The sequence below is a fragment of the Pseudomonas sp. TH07 genome (genome assembly GCF_016651285.1).
GTDB lineage: Bacteria > Pseudomonadota > Gammaproteobacteria > Pseudomonadales > Pseudomonadaceae > Aquipseudomonas.
This window is the reverse complement of record NZ_JAEKED010000001.1, coordinates 270,908-294,285: the sequence shown is the minus strand read 5'-3', so window position 1 is coordinate 294,285 and position 23,378 is coordinate 270,908. Positions and strand designations below refer to the sequence as shown.

The window sequence follows — 23,378 nt, the reverse complement described above, 5'->3', positions numbered from 1 at the left end:
GTCGGCTACTAGCCAGGCGCTGACCACCTGTTTCAATCCGCCTCGGCTTCCCGCGACGGCACAAACAGTTCGGTACTGCCCGTAGGCTCGCTGTGCCAGGCGTGGGTCACGGCTTCCAGGGCGGCTTCACTGTAGGTCTTGAAGGCAATCTCGGCGATGCCCCAAGCCTCGTCATGGATCACCGAGGCTTGCATGTCCTCGCCCTCGAACGCGTCAATCCCCAGGTAGCTCTCCTTGGCCTGCAAGTGCAGGCGCTGCAGCAAGTGCTGCGCCACACGGGGATCGATGGGCAGCGGTGGGGCAAACTCCCAGCCACTGTCGCCCAGGGATTTTGTGCTGCCCAGCGCCAGCACAAACGCCGCCTTGTAACGGTTGCGCAGGGCACCTGGAACCAGCGTGCGCCAGACCTCCCGGGCAATGGCGCCTCGGCCCATGCCGATGCCTTTGGCATGGCGGGCGAAGTCCTGCTGCTGGGTGATGTCTTGCCACTGTTCCACGCTCAGCAATTGCTCATGCGGCGGCTGGCTTTCCAGTTCGAACTCGATAAAGCGCCCGTTCTGGTCGATCAGCTCGCCGCACAGGCCGGGCATGCCGGGGAAGTCCAGTTCCAGACGGAGCAGGATGCTGCGCGCCCAGTCGACGCCCCGGGCGGCGCCGGCCTCACGCAGCGCCGGCGGCAGGCCCTGTTGGCGCCAGTGCAAGGCGCACGTCGTCAGGGCATGGGCGGCGAGGGCGTTTTGCTCCTGCACGTTCAACTGGCGCTTTTTCAACAACCGGGCAATGTCCAAGGCGCATCCTGTTCCTGAAGGTTGAGGTGATTTCGCGCGGGCTCAGCGTGCCCAACTCAACGGCAAAACAGCTGGATATTACGCGACGACGGGTAACGAATCTCGACCGTTGCCCCCGCTTCGACCAATGCCTGCTGCCAAACCTCGAGCGCTGCCGGCCAGGCGTCCAGCACCTGGAACACGCCTTCGGCCAATCGCTGTTTGGCTTCCTGCGGGCTGAGCCGCGTCGCCTGGCGCAGCAGGCTGAACACTTTCGCTGGCTGGAGCCCGACATCGATGACCCACAGCGCAGGGTCCAGGGCGGGCAACGGCGGGTACTCGGGGAAGGGGCCATGCTCGGCCCGCAATTGCTCCATGGCCACTGCATGGGGCAGATGGGTCAGGGCCTGGGCGCTGGCCAGGTGTTCGTCGCAAAACCACTCCAAGCCGTGCGCCTGGCCCGCGGCGCCCTCGGGCAACGCGCGAAAGTCGGCGAATGACACCGCGCCGCCGCCTGTGCCGCGATGACCGTACTCGCAGCGAAAGTCGTTGTGGCACAGGTCACAGATCGGCGGTTTCATGCAGCGCCTCCCAGGTGAAGTGGTTTCGGCGATACAGGGTCGAGGTCAGGGGGTGGCTGATGTCGCCCTGCAGGCGTTCGCACAGTTGATGCAGTTGCGCGATGCCGGTGGTGTTGGCGGCGTCGGTAAAGGCCAGCACATCCCGCGCCGGCAGGGCGGCGATGGCGCCGTTGGGCAGCAGTTGGGCGTACCACTGCGACCAGAATTCATCCAGCAGGAGCAGGCTGGCCTCAAAATGGCCGTCCAGCAGCACCGCAAACAGCTCGCCGTGGGCCCGGACGTCAGCCCGTTCCTCGGCCAGGGCCGCGAGGTTGCGCAGGCCGATCAGGTGCAGTGCCTGTGGGCTGATGCCGGCCTGATCCAGGTGCCGTTGCTGCACATAGGCAAATGACTCGCCTTCATCCACCAGGTACGCCACCAGCAGGTCCTGGGCAAAAGGCTGGAGGATTGGGCTGTCGGCGGGAGACAGCGTCAGTTCGATCACGTCCGAGGCGGGCGCCTGGACCTTGAGGTAGGCAATGGCCCGTTGGCAAAACGCTTCAGCACTGGTCGGCATACGGCTCCCTGTTCACGACGATGATCGGACGGCGAGCGCCAGGGTAACGCGGGCGCCGCCGTTGCGGAATGCAAGTGCTGCGCTGGAGCCACGAACGGCGCTTTTTTCACCCCAGGTGCACGGCAGCTGATCCATATCAAACTGCCATCAGAGAAATGCCTGTAAAACACTTTTATGCGCAACTCCGTGAGGTTGTGCGCCCCGGTCCGTGTGGACACGTGCCCGGTGATACCCATAAAAATAGATGCCGATAACTGCCGAGGAGACCACTCCAGGCAGTTCTTAAAGGAATAACCTGATGGCTTTCTCTCTGTCACGCTTGGCCATTCTTGGCGCGGCGTTGCTCTGCGTTCACTCCGTCCAAGGCAATGAGCCGATACCGGCACCTGCTACCGTCCAGACCACCCCCCCTGCTGAACCAACCCTGGTCGAGCGCGGCCTGTATGTGGCGCAACTGGGTGACTGCATCGCCTGCCACACCGCCAAGGGCGGGGCGATCATGGCCGGTGGCCTGGAACTGAAAACCCCCATGGGCACCATCTACTCGAGCAATATCACCCCCGACCCGGACACCGGCATCGGCCGCTACAGCTTCGAGCAGTTCGACCGCGCCATGCGCGAAGGCGTGACCCCCAACGGCAGCCATTTGTACCCGGCGATGCCATATCCGTCCTACGCCAAGATGACCGAAGAGGACATGCGTGCGCTCTTCGCCTACCTGATGGACGGCGTGGCGCCGGTGGCGCAAGCCAACCTCGAAGCCGACATGGGCTTCCCCTTCAACCAGCGCTGGGGCCTGTGGTTCTGGAACCTGGTGTTTGTCGACAACAAAGAGTTCGAAGCTGACCCGAAAAAAGACGCCCAGCTCAACCGTGGCGCCTATCTGGTCCAGGGCCTGGGCCACTGCGGCTCCTGCCATACGCCGCGCGGCATCGCCTTCCAGGAGAAGGCCATGAGCGACAACGAGTCCGGCGGCGAGCATTACCTGGCCGGCGAGACCGTGGAAGAGTGGCGCGCCCTCAGCCTGCGGAACCTGTGGACCGTGGAAGACACGGTGCAACTGTTGAAAACCGGGCAGAACCGCTTCGCCACCGTGGCCGGCAACATGGCCGATGTGATCAACCACAGCACCCAGCATATTTCCGATGCAGACCTGACGGCGATCGCCGCCTACCTCAAGTCCCTGCCGGCTGGCAAAGACGACCTGCCGATGCCGTCCCAGCCACTGACCCCGGCCGCGCCACCGAGCAACCTGTTCAGTTCGCGTGGCGGCCTGGGTTATGCGCAGTTCTGCTCCGACTGCCATCGCCAGGACGGTGGCGGCGTGCCGCAGATGTTCCCGGCGCTGGCGGGTAACCCGAGCATCGCCTCGGCCAACCCGACCTCGCTGCTGCACATCACCCTGACCGGCTGGCAGACCGCGCAAACCGCGGCCCACCCACGGGTCTACACCATGCCGGGCTTTGCCCAGCTGGCGGATGAAGAGATTGCCGAGATCCTCAGTTTTGTCCGCAGCAGTTGGGGCAACACCGGCTCGGCCATCAGCCCCGCGCAGGTCAAGGCCATGCGTGCCCAGCTCAGCCCGACGGTTGAAAGCACCTTGTTCGAAACCCCGCGCCTGGCCAATCTGCTGGCCGCACCCAACGCCGAGCAAGTGGTGCGTGGCATGCGCCTGCACCTGGAAACCAAGGCGCTGTTGCCGGACAACGTCGGCAACTCCCTGAACTGCACCAGCTGCCACCTCAACGCCGGCACCGTGGCCGACGGCTCGCCCTTTGTCGGAGTTTCGGCGTTCTTCCCTGGCTATGCGCCGCGGGCCGGCAAGACCATCACCCTGGAAGAGCGCATCAACGGTTGCTTCCGTCGCTCGATGAACGGCAAGCCGCTGCCGGTGCAGGGCACGGACATGCAGGCGATGGTGGCCTACTTCGACTGGATGAAAAACAACACCAAGCCCGAAGACAAAGTGGCCGGGCGCGGTGTCGGCAAGATCGACCCGTCGCTGACCCCCAACCCGGAGCACGGCCAGCAGGTCTACGCCAAACAGTGCGCGGTGTGCCATGGCGCCGACGGTGAAGGCCTGAAACGCGCCGACGGCAGCCTGATCTTCCCGCCGCTGTGGGGCGAGCAGTCGTTCAATATCGGCGCCGGCATGGCTCGCACCAACACCGCCGCGGCCTTTGTCAAACGCAACATGCCCATCGGCTTCCATGAAAAATTCCCCCTGGGCCAGGGCGGCCTGAGCGACCAGGAAGCGCTGGACGTGGCCGAATACTTCTCCCACCAGCCGCGTCCCGACTTCCCGGACAAGGTCAAGGATTGGCCCAAGGATAAAAAGCCGGTGGATGCGCGTTACTGATTGCGCTCACCGCGTGTCACCCCGTGCCGGCGTCTGCCTGACAGGCAGCGCCGTCCGCGCCTTTGGCGAAAGAAAGAGCAGGCGCCGGCAATCGGTGCCCTGGTAAAAACTCTTCAGCGGCCTGTGGCCCTGAGGTAGGATTGCCGATCTTTTTCAATGGCTGCCACCCCCTGGCAGCCGTCCGCCATGCTCAAGGACGAACGATGAAACCCACATCCCTGTTGTTGCTCTGTCTGGCGTTGGGCCTGGGCCTGGGTGGCTGTACCCGCCTGTCGACTCTCAAGGCCACCACCGTCAGCTATCGCTTGCCGGAAGGCAGCGGGCCCACTGCGCAAATCCGCATCATCGCCAAAGGCATTGTTCGCGGCGTGCCCAGCAGCGACTGCATCGACTGGCGCAAGCCCGACTCGGGGTTGATGGTCCGTCCCCACGGCAATCGCCCCAACCCCAACTTCCGCTCCCTGGGCATGCCCATGAGCGCCGAGGCCGACCGCCTGCGGCGCAGCGACGACTTCGGCGCCAACGAGCTGAAAATACCCGCCAACCGGCCGTTCGCCCTGATGTTCAGCAACACCGAGCGCCCCAGCAACAGCGACTTGATCTACAGCTGCGCGCAGTCGGTGCGCTTCACCCCCGAAGCCGGGGTCAATTATCAGTTGGTGTTTATCCATGACACCCAGCAGCAATGCCTGGCGCTGCTGCGCAAGATCGACGGCCAGGGCAATGCCCTGCCGGACGAAGTGAAGCTGGAAAAAGCCGACTATTGCAGCGCCGATGCCCGGCCTTGATGCAGTGAGCAGATCCGCGCCTGGTGCCAGCCCCCGCAGCAACAACCCCTATTCAATAAGGATGGAGTGAACATGACGTATAGCTTTGCAAGCGAACAGGAAGCAGCGCAGGCCATGCTGTTGGAAGTGGCCGGGTTGCTCAATCGTGAAACCATCGACTATGCGGTGATTGGCGGCTGGATCCCTTACCTGTTCAACGCCAAGCCCATTCGTCATACGGGCACGTATGACGTCGACATCATTCTGAATGCCGCGCTGAGCAAAGAGCATGTTATTCGGGCTCTGGACTCAATGGTTAAGGACTCGGGGTATATGCGGGCGCCAAAGAACGCGTTCCAGGTGTACAGAAAGCTGGTGGTCAACAATGAACCGATGATTTTTCATGTGGATTTTCTGCACAGGAAATATGCGGATGATTCAGCCGACCTGATTATGCAGTGGGGGCGTTATGAGTCCATCGCGACCCCGGGCACGGATGTGATCTTCACTGAAAAAGAAGCCAGGTATCAGGTGATATCGGGGCTGGCCATGGATGGAACGGAAACCTTTCTGAAGGTGCCGTTCGCCACCGAAGCCGGCTTTCTTTCGTCCAAGGGACGCTCGGTTGGTTTTGGAAAGCGCTTGCGGGATGCCTTCGATATATTCCTGATCATCAATCAGTCGAACAACATCGCTGAACTGACGGAGCGCAGTCAGCAACTGATGAAGAGTTCAATATTCGCGGCTTCCATGGCGCGTTTGGAGCACGAGTTCAATAAGAAATCTGCCGCCGATGATGCCGCCGCTTTTATCGTCAAACTTGCTCCCGAACATATCCCAGGCTTTGTCGAGGACGCAGACAAAGCGCAGTTGGCCAATACTCAAAAGGCCAAAGAGTGGGTTCTGAAAGTGGTCAATGAGTTTTTGACTGCGATAAAGCCAGTGCACCGCGCGGGCTGATTCACTCCGACATCCGCGCCGCAGCGGATGTCCGGCGTTGCGACTGGAGAGTCGAGGCGTGATTGAGCCTTATCGCGCCTTGCACCGCTCCAGCTGCTCCTGGTTCTGCAACTGAGTGACGATGCCCAGGCGATAACGGCAGTAATCGATCACCTGCTGACGTTGCTCGTGGTCGAGTTCGACCAGGGACTTGTCGTCTGCCTCGTAGGCAAAAATATTCTCGAAGCGGATACGCAGGGTCGGCGACTTCTTGATGAAGAACCGGGTTTCGGCGTAGCCGTCCTCCATGGTCTGGTAGGTGCCGGTGAACAGTACCCCGAGCAACAGCAGGGCCAGGGTGGTGAAGAGGATTTTCATCAGCAGCGGGGCTCGCAAGGGTCAGGGGCGAAGGCGTTTTACCGGGCCGGTTCAGCGGCTGGATGGCTCATCCGGCGCGACCATCCGCGTCGGCGCCGAGCCGTCGGCATTGTGCTGGTAAATCTGCTGCGGTTGTCCCTGTTCATTGAAAAAAACCTGGCCGATTCCCGCCGAGTTCCACAGCCGCTCACCGGCTTCGGCACGTTCGGGGATGTGCGGGATGACCCGCATCAGTCGGCGCTTGGTAAACCAGTTCAGTGGCGAGCGCGGCGAATACAGCCAGCGGTTGAGGCGGTCGAACCATTCCAGCAGGGCCGGGGGGAATTCGTTCTTGATGCCGCTGCTGGTGATCTGCCAGATCCTCGGTCCGCTCTTGCGGTGACGGATCAGCACCTCGTACACGAATGAATAATGCACGTCCCCCGACAGCACCACGTAGCTGCCCGGGGTCCGCGAGTGGCGGAAGATATTCAGGATCACCTGGGCCGAGCCGCGATGGGCCATCCAGTTTTCCGCATCCACCAGCAGCGGGTAGCCGCACCAGCTGAAGACCTTTTGCACGGTCTCGATCAACTTCACGCCAAAGATCGGCGCCGGCGAGACGATGATCGCCGAAGGGTGGTCCAGCAGCTCTTGTTGCAGCTCGCTCAAGGCCTCCCAATCCAGCAGGCCCGAGGGTTGGCCGAGGTTGAACTCGCTGCGCCAGCGCCGGGTGCGGGTGTCCAGCACCACCAGCGCCGGGGTGGTCGGCAGCACGTAATGCCAGTGCTGGAAGCGCAGCAGCTCATCGATCAATTGGTCCTGGGCGGCGGCGTTCAGGTGCCCTTGCTGTGGGGTGCTGCTCAGGGCCCGGGTCTGTTCGAGCAGCGCGGGAAACGCGTCCGGGTTGTTGCCCCAGCCCTGGCACAACATGTAGGCCAGCAGTGCGTTGCCGATGATGCGTCTGGAAAACGGGTGGCCGTAGGCGGTTTCTTCCCATTGCGCGCTGAGGTTCCAGTCATCGGTGATGTCGTGGTCGTCGAAAATCATCAGGCACGGCAGGTGCGCCATGACCCGCGCCACGCCGCCCAGGCCGGCCACGAAACCGTCGATATGCTGCTGCTCGCGTCGGTAGCGGGCCTGTTCTGCGGGCAGCAACTGCGGTGGTGACGGGGCGATCAAGGTCCAGGGCAGCGGCGACCACACCAGCAGGTACATCGCCAGCACTTCGGCGAAGGTCACCAGGTGGTTGTCGGCGCTGCTGCTGGTGAAAATCGGCTTTTTCACCCCGCCAAAAAAGCGTTCGCGCAGGGTCTCGTTGCTTTTCAGCGCCGGCAGCAATTCGGCGCGGTGGTAGTAGCTGGCGCGGTGGCCGTAGAGCGCGGCACTGTCATCCACCACTGCGCCTTCCAGGTGTTCGTCGAACAGCCCGAGGCGTGCAATCAGGGCATGGATCGCCCGCAGCATCGGCCCGGCCACATCGTCGGCGTACACCTGGTCGCCACTCATCATCAGCAGGGCTGGGCGCTGCTCGGGCGCCGGGAGCTCGGCCAGCAGGCGGTCGACGCAGAGCAAACCGTCATTGGCCGGGTGGTGTGGCTTGCGGCACGAGCCGTGGAGCAACTGCCCGAGGCGGCTGTGCAGCACAAACTCCGGGCAGCGCGCCTGGCCGTACAGCAGGTGCGGCGCCCAGTCGGCGATGCCGGAGCTGGAGCCATCGCCGTGGTCGAGCAGCAGGTCGTATCCGATGGCGACGTCCTGGGGCAGGGCTGCCTCCAGGGTGACGTCGATCAGGTGGATGAACGCCTGTTGGCCGACGGCGATCACCTGGCACTGCCGGGCGTCCAGGGCGATGTCCTGCGCCGGCTCGCCCGCGGCGACCTGCAAGCGCAGCGTCAGTGGCAGCGCCCGCGACCCCACCAGCCACAGCACCAGGCGCGTGGGTTGCAGGCGCCGCAGCAGCGGGCCGGCCAGCACAGGGGGCAGGGCGGTGGTAACAGGTGCAGTCAGGGGCATGGACGATCGGGGCTCACAGGGCAAACACAGGCGTGAATCTTACCGTAGAGGATGTCGAAGAATTGTCAGATCAAGCTGTGCGTGGTGCCGGGCAGGTCGCTGATTGCTGTCAGCCGGGTCGCGGCATCAAGGCGCTACCGGCACCTGGGCCACGTTATCCAGTGCGTCCTGCTCGATCTGCGCGCGCATCCATTGGATAAACAGCTCGGCGTCAGCCCCGGCTTCCGGCGACAGCGCGTAGTAATAGCGCGGCAGCGGCTGGTGCAAGGTCGGCAACGGGCACACCAGGCGGCCGCTGGCCAGGTCCTTGCCCAACAGCGAGGCCGGGCACAGGGCCAGGCCCAGGCCATCGACGCAGGCCTGCAGGACAAAATGCATATGGTCGAACTGCAAGGTAGGCGGGCTGCCCAGGGGCGCAAGGCCGCAGTGGGCGGTCCATTTGCTCCAGTCGGTGGCACGGGTGCGGCTGGTCAGCAGGGTGTGTCGGCCCAGGTCGCGGGCGCTGGCCAGCGGGGTGTTGTGCAGCAGTGCGGGGGCAGCCACCAGCAGCATTTCATCCTCCAGCAGCCGCTGCGGTTGCAGCGCCGCCGACCAGCCGGCCCGACCGCGCCGAATCACCAGGTCAAAGGTTTCCCGCGCCGGGTCGGGGTATTGGGTGCTGGTCACCACTTCGGGCTGGATCTGCGGGTGTTGCGCCATAAAGTTCGGCAAGCGCGGGATCAGCCAGCGCACGGCAAAGGATGGCCGCACATTGAGCGTCACCTTGCGCAGTGCCGCACCCTGGCGCAACGACGCGGCGGCGCTGGCGATCTGAGTCAGGGCCACGCTGACCTGCTCATAAAACGCCTGCCCGGCGGGAGTCAGTATCGACTGCCGCACACGGCGCTCGAACAGCAGCACCCCCAGGTGCTCTTCGAGCAACTTGATATGGCGGCTGACCGCGCTGTGGCTCACGTGCAACTCCTCGGCCGCGCGGCTGAAGCTCTCGTGGCGAGCGGCGGCGGCAAAGGCGCGAACGGCATTCAACGGGGGGAGGTCGGCAATCATGGGTCTAATTTAGTCACATATAGGGCGCAATTAAAGCGTTTGTCAGCGCGGGTGCTTGCCGCCACCCTGAAGGCCGCCTTTGCCCGGTTGCCCAGCCCATGCCCGATGCCATCCCCAGCAGCACCCGCAGCACTGATCGAGATTCAGCCCGCGCCGCGTCGATCCTCGGCCTCTGCCTGCCCGGCGACACCCTTTTGTACCTGCTGCTGCCGATGCAGCACGAAGCCTTTGGCGTCAGCCTGGCCGAAGCCGGGCTGCTGTTGGCGGCCAACCGCTTGATCAGGATCTTTGGCTACAGCTACGTGATGCGCTTCTATGCGCGCCACGGCGACCGCCCGATCTGCCTGCTGGCCGCCGGCACCGCCGCGCTCTGTGCCCTGGGCTACGCCAGTTTGTCCGGGTTCTGGTGGCTATTGGTGTTGCGCCTGGGCTGGGGCTTGTCCTACGCCGCGCTCAACCTATCGACCCAAGTCATGGCCACCGCCGAACCCAGCGGCGCAGCCCGCCGCACCGGCCGCTCCCGAGCGCTGATCGCCACCGGGCCGATGCTGGCCCTGCCCCTGGGTGCGCTGCTGACGGTGGAGTACGGCCCGCGCCTGATCTTCCTGGTCATGGCCGCCACCTCGCTGCTCGGCCTGTGGCTGTCTTTCGGCCTGCCGGCCAAACCCCACCCCCTGGCCAGCTCGCCGCGACGCTTTCAACGCCCCGACAGCGTTGCCGTCTGGTCCTTTATCGAAGGCCTGGTGCTCGACGGCCTGTTTATCATCGGCCTCTCCCTGCAAGCCGAACACCTGATGGCCGGCGACGCCGTGGTGGTCGCCGGCGTACTCCTGGCCCTGCGCTACGTCTCGGAAATGCTCCTCAGCCCCCTCGGCGGGGTCGCCGCACAACGCTGGGGCGCCACCCGCATGCTCATCGTCTTCTCCCTGCTCACCTCCATCGCCCTGATCGGCTTCGGCTGGCACTGGCTGATCGTCGGCGGCGCCCTGGTCCTGATCCTGCGCGCCCTGCAACTGCCGCTGGTGGTCACCGTCGTCGCCGAACGCCACCCCGGCCCCGGGCGGGTACGCGCCCTGGCCGCCAACGCCGTGTGGCGCGATATCGGCGCCGGGATCGGGCCATTGTTGGCCGGCGTGTTATTGCCGGTGGCGCCGTCGGTGTGGGTGTATTCGGTGGCGGCGGGGTGTTTGGCGGTGAGTGCGGTGGTGTGTCGGGAAGTTCGACGGAAGTAAATTGGGAATTAAGTGAAATTGCTCGGGGCGGGTGGTAACGACTTTTAGTGAGATCTAGTATTTAAAATTTTGAGCATGTGACTCAAGTTTGTTAGTGTCTGATCTGATTGGTTTTCGGGCAGTCATTTTGACTTTAAGATATTTGTCCCGGTTGCTTTGATTTAAGTTTTTTAGACACTGTCAGACTGCATGTGTGGGGGGTGAGGAAAATACAGTTTAGTGTATTTCGGTTTTTCGGCATCTTATTTTGATTGTGTAATGTTTTTGGTGTGTGGAGTTGTAATGTCGGCTGTGACGCGAGAAGGATTTTTTAGTTCGCTTCGGGTTGAGTTCTATCGGGTGGGTGTTTTTTTGTAAGGCAAGGAGGTCGTGTGAGAAAAAATGCAATGTATTTTCCGTATATATCTGTTCCCAATAACTCTTGGTCTATAAGAACGTTGCTTTATTGGGATAAGTTGTCATCTATAGTTCCTGTTGAATATATCGAGGCGCCCGAGAAGCTTGGGTGCTTCATGCGTAATCTTGTTAGGGAAGGGTTAGTTGAACAAGTTTTTCCTGCTCATTATCTGGGGGAGTTACCTGGTTTTGAAGAGTGCTTTAAGAAGCTAATAAGTTATGGTGGATATAAGGATTTTAATGTTTTTGGAGCTTTCGATGGTTCTAGTTCTTTGGATTCTAGAGTTCTAATGCATCTCGAAAAAGCTGGAGAGCTTTCAGAGTTTTTAGTAGAGAAAAATGTAGCTGAATTAGCTGGGTGTGGGTGGCTGTCAGTTGATAGAAAAGTGGCTGATTTTTATATGGCGTACCTCGTTTCATGTCTCGGGTCGATTGAACGTATAGACGCAGCGCCCGTAACTAATCAAGGTAGGTATATGAGGATGTTTGATTGGGTTGGCGGAGAAAACCCGAGAAAAACCAATGTTGTTCATCATAATAAAGCTCGAGATGTTGTTTTAAATTCCCTGTTTCCAGTGCCTGACGGAATGATACGTCTGGATGACTTGCTAAAGTTTAAAAATGACTATGGGCATCTTCTGTGTAGTTTGCGGGGTGAGGTTGAAAAAGAGTGTTCGGTTATAGCTATGATGCCTAATGCTATAGATAGAGTTGATGCAGTAAGAACTTTTTGTATTAAGGCGGCAGGTCAAATAGAGGAGGTTGAAGTCGCGATGAGATCGTTTTGGAGAAGGGTTGCATTTGTGGATCTGTTTCCGATAATTGGGGCCGGTTTTACGGCTTATGCCTCTCAAAATAGTGATGATTTAGCTTATGCCGGGGCGTGCTTTACAGTCGCGGCTTGTGTGAATCAAGTAGTCACAAATGCTGCGTCGAAAAAACACATTTCTTCGTATAGTGCACCTCTTGCGTATGTCGCTCATTTCAATTCAAGTTTCCGCCGCTCAAAATAGCTTTGTGAAGGTTAAAAGGTTTATGTGGGTTTTTTTAATTTACTTCTAGATTGTGTGTATTGCGAAATATTTCGCATGAAGTAATTGGTTTTAGTCTGGGGGTTGAGGGGGTTAGTTGTTTGCTAACATTATTTTATCGCTGTTAACTCAGCGACCGGGGCTGTGAACCCGCAAACAATAGGCGCATAGGCGCCACAATCCTGTGGTGGCTCTATATACAGAAGCTGGTTGCATGGACGTTTTGACTCTGTTTCTCCCCCGCAACACCTTCCACTTCTTGGCCAATCTCAGAGGTGCCCTATGACCACCTCCCTCAAAACCCTCGGCAGCGTCACCTTCGCCCCCAGCGGCGAGGCTCGATACCCGTTGTTTCGGGTCAACCCCGATGTACCGCTGCGCGAGGCGCTGGAGCATGTGTCGCAGTTGTTGTTCCAGGCCAAGATGCTGGCCTTGGATGCGGCCATGGAGGGCGATGATCGTTATGCCTGGGCTGCGCATTACTTCAGTGAGATGGGCAAGGCGATTGTCGACGATGTGTGTTTGCGCGAGTGGCCGCTGAACGGGGAAGGGCAACGGCGAGATTGAGGTGAGGCGGTGATGGCAGGTCGGGGGCGCCTGGCGCGCAGGCACCCCTGACCTTTTTTGTTGATGCGCCGCCCAGGTCGGGCGGCGTATTCGTCTTAGGCCGATACTCGGCGCGGTTCGCTGCTCTGTTCCAGTTCCAGCGCCTGGCCGTGTTCGATCACCCAGCGCATCAGGTCGGTGATGCTGACGCGGTGGCGGCGTTCGACCCATTCCATGCCTTCGGGGCTGTAGCGTTCGTTGTAGCGGGTGAGGATCAGGTGTTGCGAATCGGCCGCCAGTTGCAGGCTGATTTCACGACAATGCAGGGTGGCGTCGGCGTGTTTGGCCACCCGTTGCAGGAGCATCAGGCAGGGGCGTTCAGAAGTCATCGGCAGTGGCTCCGGGGCAGCGGTGCTGGGCGGGCTCGGTGGCCCCCTGTTTGCCTTCTTCGATAAAGGCGGTGCGGTGTTCGGCGACCACGTTGCGCAGGGCGCTGTAGTAGTCGGGCAGTTTTTCCAGGCTGTCGGTCAGCGGCAGCAGGGCGGCGCGTTCGTCGACGATGCCGCCGACCGTGGCCACGGTGCCCAGGGTTTGCACGGTGTCGCTGTGATCGCCAAAGGGGTCGACGAAGAAGCTGAGGATTTTGCCCGCCGAGTCGCGGCTGTTGCCGTTGCCCAGCAGCGGCAGTTCGACGATGGGGCCGTTGCCGATGCCCCACACGCCGAAGGTCTGGCCGAAGTCGGCAGTGTGTCGCGGGATGCCGATCGGGTCGGAGACGTTGATCAGGCCCAGCACGCCCACGGTGCTGTTGACCGCAAAGCGCCCCAGAGTGTTGATCGAGCGCTGCGGGTTGCCCTGCAGCAGGTCGTTGATCAGGACCTTGGGCTCGCCGAAGTTGCTGGCAAAGTTATGCACACCCTGTTGCATCACATCCGGCAACTGCCGGTAGCCACGGGCAACGGGGGCCAGGGCGTATTTATCCAGCGTGCGGTTGAAGGCGAAGATGCCACGGTTGAGCGGCTCGGCCGGGTCGTACACCGAGGTGGCGCTCTGGACACAGGGATCGCTGCCGGCTGGCGGCTGGCTGCTACAGCCGGTGAGGTAAGCCAGGGTCAACAGCAGGGCGGCGTGACGGGCCGGAGCCAGGGAGTGAGTCAGTGAGGGCATGAGCGCGCAGTCTCCAGGAAAGTGCGCCGATCCTGGCAGCCGCACCTTGCGCAAAGATGTCTGCTTTGTTGCGCCGCTGACGGTTTGTTACCGGGTTGAAATATATGACGGAGCGGGCCGAATGGTTTTAGATAGCGGCTCTTTCCGACCTGAAGTGATGCCCGCTGGTGAGCAGTCTGTTGATCGTGGACGACGACCTTGAGGTCCTCGCGCTGCTGAAGAAGTTTTTTGTCCAGCACGGCTATCAGGTGGCGGTCGCCACCGATGGCGCCTCGCTGTGGGCGGCGCTGGCGCAGCAGGTGCCGGACCTGATCATCCTCGACCTGATGCTGCCTGGCGACAACGGCCTGACCCTGTGCCAACGCCTGCGGCTGCTGCACGCGACGCCGGTGATCATGCTCACTGCCATGGGGGAATTGAGCGACCGGGTGGTGGGCCTGGAGATGGGCGCCGACGATTACCTGAGCAAGCCCTTCGACGCCCGCGAACTGCTGGCCCGGGTACGTGCCGTGCTGCGCCGTGCCGGCGAGAACCGACCGCTGCTCGGTGAGGTGCCACGGCCCTTGATCCAGTTTGCCGAGTGGCAGTTGGACGTCACCCGGCGCGAACTGCGTTCGCCGGATCAGGTGATGATCCCGCTCTCGGCTGGCGAGTTCGACCTGCTGCTGGTGTTTGTCGAGCACCCGCAACGCATCCTCAGCCGCGAGCAGTTGCTGGACCTGGCGCGCGGGCACGCCCACGACGCCTTTGATCGCAGCATCGATGTGCAGGTCAGCCGCCTGCGCCGCAAGCTGGAGTTCGACACCAAGCGCCCGGCGATGATTCGCACGGTGCGCAACGGTGGCTACCTGTTCACCCCCAGCGTGACCCGCCAGTGAAGGGGTTCAAGGCGGCGTTGGGTTACCGCCTGCGGGACACCGTGGAGCGCTGGATCGCCCTGACCATCATCATGGCCATGCTCACGGCCCTGGCGTTCAACGCGCTGTTCGTGCAACTGGCCGGGGTCTGGGCGTATCCGCCGTTGAGCGAGTCCGGCCTGGTGGACAGGATTGCCTCCATCGTCAATCTGCTGGACGCCTCGGAGCCGGCCAATCGTTCACACCTGACCCAGGCGGTCAGCGATGGGGGCGTGACGGTGGCCTGGTACGCCACGCGCCAAGGGATCGAGGTGCCAGTGGTCGACGACCCGGAGTACCACCAGGATTCCGAAGGCCTGCGTCGTTTGCTCAAGGCGCCGGAGGCGCGAATCGAGGCCTACCAACCCAGTGACTGGCCCGGCCCTGGCGGACGCTATGCGTTGCTGCTGCAATTGAGCGATGGCTCCTGGCTGATGTTCTCCTCGGCTTCGCGCAGTTGGGGGCTGGAGGAGGGGCCGCGCAACCTGATCGTGATGCTGTTGGTGCTGATGTCCGCTGGCCTGGTGGCGCTGTTGGCCACCCGCCGCCTGGCCAGGCCGCTGCAACAGTTCGCCCAGGGTGCGCGACGGTTTGGCGTGGATTTTCGCGCGCCGCCGATCGAACCGGTGGGCCCCCATGAAATTCGCCAGGCGATCCTGGCGTTCAATGCCATGCAGGCGCAATTGCAGCACTTCATCAAAGACCGCACGCAGATGCTCGCGGCCATCTCCCATGATTTGCGGACGCCGCTGACGCGCATGCGCTTGCGCGGGGAATTTATCGAAGACCCGGAACAACAGCAGCGGCTGTTTCGTGATGTGGACGAGATGCAGGCCATGATCAATTCGGCCCTGGAGTTCTTTCGCGACGACGCACGCCTGGAGCAGGCGACCCCGCTGGATCTGGCGGAACTGGTGCAAACCCTGATCGACGATTACCGGGACCAGGCCATTGATATCGCTTTCAGCGGTCCGCCACGCCTGGTGTACAGCGGCCGGCCCCTGGGGCTGCGGCGGGTGATGAGCAATCTGTTGGACAACGCGATCAAGTACGGCGGCGAGCCGGAGATTGTGTTGGAACAGGGGGCGCAGCAGTTGACCCTCCGCGTGCTGGACCGGGGGCCGGGGATTGCCGCGGATTGCCTGGAGCAGGTATTTGAGCCGTTCTTTCGTCTGGAACAGTCGCGCAATAAAAGCACCGGCGGCGTGGGGTTGGGGCTGTCGTCGGCGCGGGCGATCGTGCGCGAGCACGGCGGCCAGTTGACCCTGCACAACCGCGAAGGCGGCGGCCTGGAAGCACGGGTGACGTTACCGGTGTAGCCGCTGCCGAAGGCTCGGGGCGTGTTCGGCAGCGGCGACAGGTCAGGACCAGTCGAAGGTGAACAGGACCAGGCCGCCGACGGGTTCGTAGAACATGACGATACGGTCCGCACCGGCGCTGCGGTAATGCCAGCCGGGGACGCTGAGGACATGGTGGAAGCGGCGTCCAGCAGGGCTCAGGGGCCAGACGCTGGAATCACCGCTGTCATCGTCGACTTCGACCACGTCCATGGGGAATTCCACGGTTTCCACCCAGTTGGCGCGGCCGTCGAGCTCGCCGCCCAGGGTATCGATAAATTCCACCGGGTCGCTGCCCCAGTCGGTGCGGGCCAGGTGACCGTGTTCGCGATAGAACTGGCGGTTGGCTTCAAAGGCCGCCTGCTGTTCGGCGTAGTGTTCCAGCAGTTCCTCCTGCAGGTCCGGTCGCCCTTCGTGCAATTGGGTGTTGCCTTCATCGAGGAAGAAGTAGCGTGGATCGCCGCACAGGCGGTAGCGGCCTTCTTCCAGCTTGAAGCCGATCCAGTTGGTTTTCAGCAGCTCGCTGTGCAGTTCCCAATCCTCGGTCAGCTCGCCCACCAGGCCCTCGTAGGGCTCCAGGGGGCTGAGCAGATGCAGCTGGCCGGACCACTCGGGGTTGACCATGCTCGCGTCGATGCTTAACAGCGGGTGCAGGTGGCGGGCCAGGCCCTGTTGGTCGGCGACGAACACGGCACTCGGTTGGGGGAAGGCGACGGCGCCGGTCGGCAGTTGCTTGAAGTCCGGGGTACTGCTCATGGGGAGTCCTTTCTGGGGGCGTTGGCCCTGGGGGCAATTCAGGCGCGGCTGTTGCGAAAGCTGCCGGGGGTTACCCCGACCACTTTCTTGAAGGCACGGGCCATATGGCTTTGATCGAAGAAACCGCAACTCAGGGACGCTTGCGCCAGGCTGGCGCCGCTACGCAGCAGCTTCTGCACCTGGGCCACGCGGTTCTGGATCTGGTAGCTGTGGGGCGAAATACCGAGCTGGTTCTTGAACACGCGGATCATGTACAGCGGTTCGAGGTCGACCAGTTGCGCGAGTTCCTCGAGGGGGATGTTTTTATCGAAATCCGCGTCGAGTTTTTTCCGGATGCGTCGGACCGCATCGCGCTCGGCGCCATCGACCAGGTTCACGGCCACGCCGCAGCGCTGGAACAGCTGTGCCACCAGATCCAGGAGGATGGTCTCGCGCTCAAGGGTGGGGTTTGCCCGTTCCAGGACCTGGTGCTGCTGCAAGAACCATTGGGCAAAGGTCGGATCCTGGCGCATCACCTCGCGGAACAGGTGGATGTGCTCCGCTGCAAAGCGTCCCTGGAAGATCACCCGATTGAGCCAGGCCGGGTCGATGTAGAGCATGCGGTACATCCAGCCGTCGGCACTGCCGGGCACGCCGTCGTGGATCTCGCCGGGGCTGATGGTGACCACGCTGCCGGCGCCGCCCAGATGATGGGCGCCGCGGTAGAAGAGTTTTTCCACGCCGCTGCTGATCACACCGATGGCGTAGCGCTCGTGGGAATGGCGGCCGAAGGTCTGCTGGCTGTAGCGCGCTGAAAGCAGCTCGCAGTCGCCTTCGGCAATGCGCCAGAACTGGGAGAAGTCGCCAGCCGGGGTTGCAGGCTCTTTGCGCGTGGGGCGGTGGTCCATGAGCCTGTCCAGTTTTGTGCAATACGGTGGATAAAACGGCGGATAAATTTAGCACCCATCCCGTAATGCGAGCTAGATCCAATGAACCCCACGCAATTGTTGATAGGCGATTACCGCAAGTCCTCCTGGTCGCTGCGTGCCTGGCTGGTGCTGGTCAGCGCCGGTGTGTCCTTTGAGGTGATCAAGGTCCGCCTGGACCAGGCGGATACGCGCCAGGCGATTCTCGAGTATTCGCCGTCGGCCAAGGTGCCGGTGCTGTTCCAGGGCGAGTTGGCGATCAACGACAGCCTGTCGATTGCCGAGTACCTGGCCGAAACCTGCCCCGACGCCGGGCTGTGGCCCGCCGATAAAACCCTGCGCGCGTTGGCCCGTGCGGCCTGCGCCGAGATGCACGCGGGGTTTGTCGCGCTGCGTACCCAGTTGTCGTTCGGGGTCGATACCGGGGAGCAGCCGCCCGTGCTTGCGGCCGAAATCCAGGCCGATCTGCAGCGTATCTTTGACCTTTGGAAACAACTGCGCAGCCTGAGTGGCGGTCCGTTCCTGTGCGGCGGGTTTGGTATTGTCGACGCCTTCTACGCACCGGTAGTCTTGCGTTTGCGGCGCTATGGCATCGAGGTGCCGCACGCCTTGCAGGACTATGTCGACGCTGTACTGGCCAGCGCCCCCGTGCAGCAATGGCTGCGCCTGGCCGCAGACGAGCGTTGAGCGCCGTGCAGCCAGCCGGCTGCGGGTCTGAAGCATTTTGCCTAACCCTTCATGGAGTCGCGTATGTCGACCAACAGGGCTGTACTTGAGTTGACGGTGGGGGGCTTGATGCTCAGCCTTTCTGCCCTGGCCGTGGCCTTCGCCCATATCGGGGCGGGCGGCGCCGGCTTCTATCGGATGTTGTTCGCGTCCGTGCTGTTTTACCTGTTGCTCAAGCTGCGCAAGGTCCCGGTGCGTCTGCCCAGCCGCAAGGCCCGGTTGTACACGGCGCTGGCCGGGGTGTTTCTGGCGGTGGACCTGATTCTCTGGCACCAGAGCATCTACATCGTCGGCCCGGGCATCGGTTCGATCCTGACCAACTGCCAGGTGTTCTTCATGACCCTGCTCGGGTTCTCACTGCTCAAGGAAAAACCCTCGCTGTACTTTGTGCTGTCCATCAGCCTGGCGTTTGTCGGCCTGTATATGTTGCTGCTGCCGGAAATGGGCAGCAGCGTCGGTATCCAGGGCGTGGTCTACGGCGTGTTGTCGGGCCTGGCCTATGCGGTGTGCGTGTATTTCCTCAAGGTCAACACCGGCTTGCCGGACGGTGGCGGCGACAAAATTGCGCAGATGCTCAACCTCAGCCTGTGGTCAGCCCTGGTGCTGCTGGCGTATGCCCTGGCCATGGGCGAAAGCCTGGTAATCGCTGATCGGCAGACACTGCTGATGCTGATCATTTATGGGGTGCTGGTGCAGTTTGTCGGCTGGTTGCTGGTCAACCGCTCCATCGGCGCCATCAGCCTCGGGCTGGCCGGCTTGATTCTGTTGCTGGAGCCGGTGATCACCTACTTCATCGATGTGGCCTTTCTCGGCAAGGCCAGCTCGGCGCTGCAAATCAGTGGCGCCTTGCTGACGGTGGTGGCGGTGTACATCGGCTCGATCAAACCGCCGCACAAGGCGCCGGCGCTGAACGAACCGGTGTGAATGCGCCAGGCAAGACACGCCCAGGGCACTGCCCGTAAGCTGCGCGTCGGGCAATGTGGAGGCGGCGATGTATATAGGTGAGCTGGCGAAGTTGGCGGGGTGCACCCCCAAGGCGATACGCCTGTATGAGCAGATGGGCCTGCTGGCCCCGCAGCGCCGTGGCAGTTACCGGCTGTACACGGCCCATCACCTGACCCTGGTGCGGATGATCCGCAGTGCCCAGTCCGTGGGGTTCAAGCTCGGGGAAATGAGCCAGTTGCTGGCGGCCAAGCAGCATCAGGCGCCATTTCCCCTGGGGCTGGCCAACCAGGGCATCGAGGCCAAGCGCCTGGAGTTGCAGGCGCAGATCCTCGCCTTGCAACTTCAGGAGCAGCGTCTGAGCGAACTGCAACGGCAGATCAACCAGCAGTTCGCGCCAGCGGCCGATTTCAGCGCGCCAGTAAATGCGCAAATGCCTGCCTGAGGGCGTCGTGGGGTGAGCGCGGCTGGTAGCCCAGCTCGGTGCTGGCCTTGTCGATGCAGTATTCCTGGCGCACCCCGTAAAACATCTGCACCTGGCTGCGCAGCAGTTCGGCCGGCTGCTGGCTGTACCGGGCACGCTGTTCCTGCAGCCAGGCGATCAGCAGCAGCAAGGCTTTGGGCGCCCGGCGCGGCAGGCGCCAACCTGGGCTCAGGCTATTGAGGGCCTCGATCACCTCAGCCAGGGAGGACGCGTGCCGGTTGGCCAGGATGTAGCGCTCGCCGGGGCGGCCATACTCTGCGGCGCGGATCAGCCCATCGGCGACATCGCGCACATCGACAAAGTTGAAGTGGAAGTGGGGGTCGAGCACCAGTTTGCGTACCAGTACGGCGGCGAGAAAACCCATGGTGTCGGTGAGCCGTGTGGCATGGGGGCCAATGATGGCCGAGGGCAGCACCGTGACCAGCGACAGGTCATGGGCCTGGGCACATTCCCAGGCAGCGCGTTCGGCGAGGATCTTCGAGCGGTAATAGGGGTTGCGCTGGTCGCTGTTCCAGGTGCCTTCGTCCAGGGGCTGGCCGTTGTGCCCGACCGCCGCCACCGAGCTGACATAGACCACCCGCTTGACCCCGGCCTCGGCGGCAGCACGCAGGATGTTGCGCGTGCCTTGCACGTTGACCTCGACGATTTCCGCCTGTGGGTCTTTGGCCCAGTGCTTGAACACCGCCGCCACCTGATACAGCACATCAACTCCTTGCAGGGCCTGGCGCAGGGAGTCCGGGTCTTGCAGTTCGGCGTATACCCGCTGGCAGTCGAGCCCGTCCAGGGCCGGGCTGCGATCCGGGTCGCGAACCCCGGCGCGCACTGTTTGTCCCCGGGCGAGCAGGGCCCGGACCAGGGTGTTGCCCAGGTGCCCGTTGGCACCGGTGACCATTGCGAGGGTGTTCATTTATTGGCCTTATCCGCCACGGCGGAAGCTGAAACAGATAAGGCAGGGTGCGGCTTGTCCCTAGGGACAGAGTCAAGGGCGGGTGCACAGGCCCCGGTGCGCCACCGGTTGGTGGCGCATCAGGCTCAGGCCGGCATCGCCAGGTGTTCGACGGCGGTGCCTGCGGTTTTGTTCGAGCCGCGCTCGTCTTCTTCCAGGACCCGCGAGGCTCGGTCCACCAGCAGCGGGTCGGGATGATGAGCCACGCGCAGGTCTTTGCCCGGGTAGTCGAGGGAGTGCAGGAAGTGACGAATGCAGTTGATACGCGCGCGTTTCTTGTCGTCCGACTTGATCACCGTCCACGGCGCATCGGCGGTGTCGGTGTGGAAGAACATCGCCTGCTTGGCGCCGGTGTATTCATCCCACTTGTCCAGGGACTTGATGTCGATCGGCGACAGCTTCCAGTGCTTGAGCGGGTCGTCACGCCGGGAGATAAAGCGCCGCAGTTGTTCTTCGCGGTTGACCGAGAACCAGTACTTGAACAGCAGGATGCCGCTGTTGCACAGCATGCGTTCCAAGTCCGGGGTCTGACGCATGAACTCCAGGTACTGCAGGGGCGAGCAGAACTCCATGACCCGCTCGACGCCGGCGCGGTTGTACCAGGAGCGGTCGAAGAACACCATTTCCCCGGCGGTGGGCAGGTGCTGGATATAACGCTGGAAGTACCACTGGCCCTTTTCCTGGTCGGACGGTTTTTCCAGGGCCACGATCCGTGCGCCCCGTGGGTTCAGGTGCTCCATAAAGCGCTTGATGGTGCCGCCCTTGCCCGCAGCGTCACGGCCTTCGAACAGCACGACCACCCGCTGCCCGGTTTCCTTGACCCAGCTTTGCACCTTGAGCAGTTCGATCTGCAACTCGTGCTTGGCTTTTTCATACTCGGCGCGGCGCATCCGGCTGCGGTACGGGTAGGTGGCGGGCAGTGCCGCCGACACGCTGTCTTCATTGGAGCCACGGGGCGCACTGGCGACTTGCAGGGCAATCGGCTTCTGGCTGATGGCGCTGATCTGGGCTTCGGCGACTTTGACTGGTGCCGCCTTGGTGGTGCGCGGCCGGCGTGGGCGGGCAGTGGCCGGTTTGCGTGGCGTACTGGTGCTGGCGGTGGTGGCCGGCTTGGCAGCTTTGGCAGAAGGCGCGGGCAAGGGGCGTACGGTGGATTCTTCGCTCATGGAGGACCTATTTTCTAGTTCTGATGTCTTGGTCACAGTTTAGGAGCGTGATGGCGCTGGTTTTTGACCCTGATCAAGGTTTGCCGGGGAAGAATCTGTAACGGGCGAGGGATTTATCTGGAGGGCGTGTGGGAATGTGCTGCGCAGCGCTTCGAGCGGCACGATCGGCTGATCGTGCCGCTCTGCCGCAAGCTGGCCGGTGGGCCTGGGGGAAGGGGCGATCAGAGCATGCCGAGGATGGTGGCCTTGACGGCGGCTTCGGCTTTATTGGCTGCGTTGAGCTTTTTCAGGGTGTTGACGATGTGAAACTTCACGGTGCGGGCGTCGATGGTCAAAATGTCGCCGATCTCGGAATAGGTTTTGCCGGACGCTGTCCACCGCAAGACCTCCTTCTCGCGATCAGTCAGCCCAGCCTGGGATTCGGGCAAGTGCTCCGGCAGCAGGAAGTTGCGCATGGTCGAATGCACCAGGCTGGTGAGCCACATCAGCTTATGTTCCTGATGGGCCAGTTCCTTGGCCGAAATGATGCCGTGACTGCGCACCATGGACAGTTGGCCAATATCACCAAAGCGCCCGGACGTGCTTTGGCACCAGCCGTGGGACAGGCCGTGCATCCGTGCTTCCTCCCAGAAGGGCCCGTCCTGGACACTGTCCTGCGCCGCCCAGGCCAGGGGCAGGTGAGTGCTCAGCGCATGGCGCACCGTCGGGTCGAGAAAGAAGTAGTTATTGCTGATGTAGCTCTCCTCCCAGGCCTTGGGGTAGGAGGAGCGCAAATGGAACGAAGGGGCGCTGATGGGAAGAGGCAGTCGAATACCATAAGAGCACGACTTAAAACCCAGATCCTCCGCGATACTTTGCAAGCTGGAAAACAATGCCAGTTCGGATGTCGACTCTGTACACACTGCTAGAAACTCTTCGCGCCAATCAGCCAAAAGCATGGTTGTTTTTCCTGTCACACATCCGTGGATCCGGCAATATGCTGTAATGCCGCGGCATAAGGTGTAGGGCGTAATTGTACTTTATGCTTATAGGGTTTTCTATTGTTCTTATTAAACATGCGATAAACAATGCCAGAGGGACTTATGACATTAATGGTGGATGGCTTTATCAGAGTTTCAGTTAAAGAGTTCATGGAGACACGCTTTGTTCATCATATGTCCTGGGAGGATGACGAACTGCGCGATGAACTCCAGGGTCTGGGGGTCAACGCAACCGCGGCCGGTTACTGCGAGTGGAAAAGCCACGCCGCCCCCGGCATCAGTATCGGCTGGACCTGGTTTCGCCTGGCCGGTCGCCGGCGTCCCTTGCTCGGGCCCGAAGGGCTGCGCAGCAACCTGATGCTGCGCTGTGCCAATGGCTATGACATGGGCAGCAACATCTCCCACAACCTGATGATCAGCTGGCTGTCGTGCCTGGCCTGGGAGCGGCAGTGTCCTTGATTTGAGGCCCTGACCTGCCC

General features: G+C 62.1%; 25 protein-coding genes. 12 read left to right on the top strand and 13 right to left on the bottom strand.

What is annotated here, in order from left to right:
- Positions 1-32: 32 nt before the first annotated feature.
- From JFU57_RS01410 to JFU57_RS01400, 3 genes are read right to left on the bottom strand one after another with little or no spacing between them, the layout of a single operon-like run.
- Positions 33-788, bottom strand: coding sequence for a hypothetical protein (locus tag JFU57_RS01410; protein ID WP_201127785.1), 756 nt, complete (start codon positions 786-788; stop codon positions 33-35).
- A 56-nt stretch (positions 789-844) separates the two neighbouring features.
- Positions 845-1,348, bottom strand: a complete 504-nt coding sequence (locus JFU57_RS01405) for a hypothetical protein (protein ID WP_201127782.1) — start codon at positions 1,346-1,348, stop codon at positions 845-847.
- Positions 1,329-1,904: a DUF1444 family protein gene (locus JFU57_RS01400; protein WP_078472357.1), complete on the bottom strand. Its 576-nt coding sequence runs from the start codon at positions 1,902-1,904 to the stop codon at positions 1,329-1,331. The genes JFU57_RS01405 and JFU57_RS01400 overlap by 20 nt, the downstream gene beginning before the upstream one ends.
- A gap of 298 nt (positions 1,905-2,202) precedes the next feature.
- Between JFU57_RS01400 and JFU57_RS01395 the strand changes: the two genes are divergently transcribed.
- The 3 genes from JFU57_RS01395 to JFU57_RS01385 all read left to right on the top strand — a co-directional run bounded on the left by JFU57_RS01395 (position 2,203) and on the right by JFU57_RS01385 (position 5,990).
- Entirely contained in the window at positions 2,203-4,263 is a 2,061-nt protein-coding gene (locus JFU57_RS01395; protein WP_078472356.1) for a c-type cytochrome, read from the top strand.
- Between the two features lie 203 nt (positions 4,264-4,466).
- The gene (locus JFU57_RS01390) at positions 4,467-5,051 is read left to right on the top strand and encodes a hypothetical protein (protein ID WP_020298425.1); all 585 of its coding nucleotides are present in this window, start codon (positions 4,467-4,469) and stop codon (positions 5,049-5,051) included.
- 72 nt (positions 5,052-5,123) lie between these two features.
- Complete coding sequence (locus tag JFU57_RS01385) at positions 5,124-5,990, top strand: hypothetical protein (RefSeq protein WP_201127780.1); 867 nt, start codon at positions 5,124-5,126, stop codon at positions 5,988-5,990.
- A gap of 69 nt (positions 5,991-6,059) precedes the next feature.
- On the opposite strand, the gene JFU57_RS01380 is transcribed toward JFU57_RS01385, so the two are convergent.
- The 3 genes from JFU57_RS01380 to JFU57_RS01370 form a co-directional block, all read right to left on the bottom strand.
- Entirely contained in the window at positions 6,060-6,347 is a 288-nt protein-coding gene (locus JFU57_RS01380; RefSeq protein WP_201127778.1) for a hypothetical protein, read from the bottom strand.
- Between the two features lie 51 nt (positions 6,348-6,398).
- The gene (locus JFU57_RS01375) at positions 6,399-8,342 is read right to left on the bottom strand and encodes an alkaline phosphatase D family protein (protein WP_201127776.1); all 1,944 of its coding nucleotides are present in this window, start codon (positions 8,340-8,342) and stop codon (positions 6,399-6,401) included.
- Between the two features lie 126 nt (positions 8,343-8,468).
- A complete protein-coding gene (locus JFU57_RS01370) occupies positions 8,469-9,389 on the bottom strand; it encodes a LysR substrate-binding domain-containing protein (RefSeq protein ID WP_201127774.1) in 921 nt (306 codons plus the stop codon).
- 98 nt (positions 9,390-9,487) lie between these two features.
- Here JFU57_RS01370 and JFU57_RS01365 point away from each other — a divergent pair, with 98 nt between their 5' ends.
- The 3 genes from JFU57_RS01365 to JFU57_RS01355 all read left to right on the top strand — a co-directional run bounded on the left by JFU57_RS01365 (position 9,488) and on the right by JFU57_RS01355 (position 12,615).
- On the top strand, positions 9,488-10,621 hold the full coding sequence (locus tag JFU57_RS01365) for an MFS transporter (protein ID WP_201127772.1): 1,134 nt from the start codon (positions 9,488-9,490) through the stop codon (positions 10,619-10,621).
- A gap of 371 nt (positions 10,622-10,992) precedes the next feature.
- A complete protein-coding gene (locus JFU57_RS01360; RefSeq protein WP_201127770.1) occupies positions 10,993-12,030 on the top strand; it encodes a hypothetical protein in 1,038 nt (345 codons plus the stop codon).
- Between the two features lie 300 nt (positions 12,031-12,330).
- Positions 12,331-12,615, top strand: a complete 285-nt coding sequence (locus JFU57_RS01355; protein WP_201127768.1) for a DUF3077 domain-containing protein — start codon at positions 12,331-12,333, stop codon at positions 12,613-12,615.
- 95 nt (positions 12,616-12,710) lie between these two features.
- Here JFU57_RS01355 and JFU57_RS01350 read toward each other — a convergent pair whose 3' ends face one another.
- Together JFU57_RS01350 and JFU57_RS01345 are read right to left on the bottom strand one after the other, a co-directional pair.
- Positions 12,711-12,983: a hypothetical protein gene (locus tag JFU57_RS01350; protein WP_201127767.1), complete on the bottom strand. Its 273-nt coding sequence runs from the start codon at positions 12,981-12,983 to the stop codon at positions 12,711-12,713.
- On the bottom strand, positions 12,973-13,761 hold the full coding sequence (locus tag JFU57_RS01345) for an MlaA family lipoprotein (protein ID WP_201127765.1): 789 nt from the start codon (positions 13,759-13,761) through the stop codon (positions 12,973-12,975). The genes JFU57_RS01350 and JFU57_RS01345 overlap by 11 nt, the downstream gene beginning before the upstream one ends.
- A 167-nt stretch (positions 13,762-13,928) precedes the next feature.
- Here JFU57_RS01345 and JFU57_RS01340 point away from each other — a divergent pair, with 167 nt between their 5' ends.
- A complete protein-coding gene (locus JFU57_RS01340) occupies positions 13,929-14,639 on the top strand; it encodes a response regulator (RefSeq protein ID WP_201127763.1) in 711 nt (236 codons plus the stop codon).
- 71 nt (positions 14,640-14,710) lie between these two features.
- Positions 14,711-15,976, top strand: coding sequence for a sensor histidine kinase (locus JFU57_RS01335; protein WP_242487575.1), 1,266 nt, complete (start codon positions 14,711-14,713; stop codon positions 15,974-15,976).
- 42 nt (positions 15,977-16,018) lie between these two features.
- On the opposite strand, the gene JFU57_RS01330 is transcribed toward JFU57_RS01335, so the two are convergent.
- Positions 16,019-16,750, bottom strand: a complete 732-nt coding sequence (locus JFU57_RS01330) for a hypothetical protein (protein WP_201127755.1) — start codon at positions 16,748-16,750, stop codon at positions 16,019-16,021.
- Positions 16,751-16,788: 38 nt separating this feature from the next.
- Positions 16,789-17,637 (bottom strand): AraC family transcriptional regulator, encoded by an 849-nt coding sequence (locus JFU57_RS01325; protein ID WP_201127754.1) that lies wholly within the window; start codon positions 17,635-17,637, stop codon positions 16,789-16,791.
- Positions 17,638-17,718: 81 nt separating this feature from the next.
- Here JFU57_RS01325 and JFU57_RS01320 point away from each other — a divergent pair, with 81 nt between their 5' ends.
- The 3 genes from JFU57_RS01320 (at position 17,719) to JFU57_RS01310 (ending at position 19,768) form a co-directional block, all read left to right on the top strand.
- Positions 17,719-18,342 (top strand): glutathione S-transferase family protein, encoded by a 624-nt coding sequence (locus JFU57_RS01320; RefSeq protein WP_201127753.1) that lies wholly within the window; start codon positions 17,719-17,721, stop codon positions 18,340-18,342.
- A gap of 63 nt (positions 18,343-18,405) precedes the next feature.
- The gene (locus JFU57_RS01315) at positions 18,406-19,305 is read left to right on the top strand and encodes a DMT family transporter (protein ID WP_078472342.1); all 900 of its coding nucleotides are present in this window, start codon (positions 18,406-18,408) and stop codon (positions 19,303-19,305) included.
- Between the two features lie 67 nt (positions 19,306-19,372).
- Positions 19,373-19,768, top strand: a complete 396-nt coding sequence (locus JFU57_RS01310) for a MerR family transcriptional regulator (RefSeq protein WP_078472341.1) — start codon at positions 19,373-19,375, stop codon at positions 19,766-19,768.
- Here JFU57_RS01310 and JFU57_RS01305 read toward each other — a convergent pair.
- From JFU57_RS01305 to JFU57_RS01295, 3 genes are all read right to left on the bottom strand, one after another.
- The gene (locus JFU57_RS01305) at positions 19,734-20,714 is read right to left on the bottom strand and encodes an NAD-dependent epimerase/dehydratase family protein (protein WP_242487572.1); all 981 of its coding nucleotides are present in this window, start codon (positions 20,712-20,714) and stop codon (positions 19,734-19,736) included. The genes JFU57_RS01310 and JFU57_RS01305 overlap by 35 nt on opposite strands.
- 125 nt (positions 20,715-20,839) lie before the next feature.
- The gene (ppk2, locus tag JFU57_RS01300; RefSeq protein ID WP_201132063.1) at positions 20,840-21,733 is read right to left on the bottom strand and encodes a polyphosphate kinase 2; all 894 of its coding nucleotides are present in this window, start codon (positions 21,731-21,733) and stop codon (positions 20,840-20,842) included.
- Between the two features lie 407 nt (positions 21,734-22,140).
- Positions 22,141-22,857, bottom strand: a complete 717-nt coding sequence (locus JFU57_RS01295) for an autoinducer binding domain-containing protein (protein WP_201127752.1) — start codon at positions 22,855-22,857, stop codon at positions 22,141-22,143.
- A 129-nt stretch (positions 22,858-22,986) separates the two neighbouring features.
- On the opposite strand from JFU57_RS01295, the gene JFU57_RS01290 reads away from it, so the two are divergent.
- Positions 22,987-23,358, top strand: coding sequence for a DUF4902 domain-containing protein (locus JFU57_RS01290; protein ID WP_342032562.1), 372 nt, complete (start codon positions 22,987-22,989; stop codon positions 23,356-23,358).
- Positions 23,359-23,378: the final 20 nt, after the last annotated feature.

What these genes read in the sequence shown, in the direction of transcription:
- JFU57_RS01330 (WP_201127755.1), bottom strand. Translation starts at nt 16,750, where the DNA reads ATGAGCAGTACCCCGGACTTCAAGCAACTGCCGACCGGCGCCGTCGCC.
- JFU57_RS01350 (WP_201127767.1), bottom strand. Translation starts at nt 12,983, where the DNA reads ATGACTTCTGAACGCCCCTGCCTGATGCTCCTGCAACGGGTGGCCAAA.
- JFU57_RS01375 (WP_201127776.1), bottom strand. Translation starts at nt 8,342, where the DNA reads ATGCCCCTGACTGCACCTGTTACCACCGCCCTGCCCCCTGTGCTGGCC.
- JFU57_RS01295 (WP_201127752.1), bottom strand. Translation starts at nt 22,857, where the DNA reads ATGCTTTTGGCTGATTGGCGCGAAGAGTTTCTAGCAGTGTGTACAGAG.
- JFU57_RS01315 (WP_078472342.1), top strand. Translation starts at nt 18,406, where the DNA reads ATGTCGACCAACAGGGCTGTACTTGAGTTGACGGTGGGGGGCTTGATG.
- JFU57_RS01405 (WP_201127782.1), bottom strand. Translation starts at nt 1,348, where the DNA reads ATGAAACCGCCGATCTGTGACCTGTGCCACAACGACTTTCGCTGCGAG.
- JFU57_RS01355 (WP_201127768.1), top strand. Translation starts at nt 12,331, where the DNA reads ATGACCACCTCCCTCAAAACCCTCGGCAGCGTCACCTTCGCCCCCAGC.
- JFU57_RS01325 (WP_201127754.1), bottom strand. Translation starts at nt 17,637, where the DNA reads ATGGACCACCGCCCCACGCGCAAAGAGCCTGCAACCCCGGCTGGCGAC.
- JFU57_RS01390 (WP_020298425.1), top strand. Translation starts at nt 4,467, where the DNA reads ATGAAACCCACATCCCTGTTGTTGCTCTGTCTGGCGTTGGGCCTGGGC.
- JFU57_RS01305 (WP_242487572.1), bottom strand. Translation starts at nt 20,714, where the DNA reads ATGAACACCCTCGCAATGGTCACCGGTGCCAACGGGCACCTGGGCAAC.
- JFU57_RS01385 (WP_201127780.1), top strand. Translation starts at nt 5,124, where the DNA reads ATGACGTATAGCTTTGCAAGCGAACAGGAAGCAGCGCAGGCCATGCTG.
- JFU57_RS01345 (WP_201127765.1), bottom strand. Translation starts at nt 13,761, where the DNA reads ATGCCCTCACTGACTCACTCCCTGGCTCCGGCCCGTCACGCCGCCCTG.
- JFU57_RS01370 (WP_201127774.1), bottom strand. Translation starts at nt 9,389, where the DNA reads ATGATTGCCGACCTCCCCCCGTTGAATGCCGTTCGCGCCTTTGCCGCC.
- JFU57_RS01320 (WP_201127753.1), top strand. Translation starts at nt 17,719, where the DNA reads ATGAACCCCACGCAATTGTTGATAGGCGATTACCGCAAGTCCTCCTGG.
- JFU57_RS01290 (WP_342032562.1), top strand. Translation starts at nt 22,987, where the DNA reads ATGCCAGAGGGACTTATGACATTAATGGTGGATGGCTTTATCAGAGTT.
- JFU57_RS01395 (WP_078472356.1), top strand. Translation starts at nt 2,203, where the DNA reads ATGGCTTTCTCTCTGTCACGCTTGGCCATTCTTGGCGCGGCGTTGCTC.
- JFU57_RS01400 (WP_078472357.1), bottom strand. Translation starts at nt 1,904, where the DNA reads ATGCCGACCAGTGCTGAAGCGTTTTGCCAACGGGCCATTGCCTACCTC.
- JFU57_RS01380 (WP_201127778.1), bottom strand. Translation starts at nt 6,347, where the DNA reads ATGAAAATCCTCTTCACCACCCTGGCCCTGCTGTTGCTCGGGGTACTG.
- JFU57_RS01335 (WP_242487575.1), top strand. Translation starts at nt 14,711, where the DNA reads ATGGCCATGCTCACGGCCCTGGCGTTCAACGCGCTGTTCGTGCAACTG.
- JFU57_RS01310 (WP_078472341.1), top strand. Translation starts at nt 19,373, where the DNA reads ATGTATATAGGTGAGCTGGCGAAGTTGGCGGGGTGCACCCCCAAGGCG.
- JFU57_RS01365 (WP_201127772.1), top strand. Translation starts at nt 9,488, where the DNA reads ATGCCCGATGCCATCCCCAGCAGCACCCGCAGCACTGATCGAGATTCA.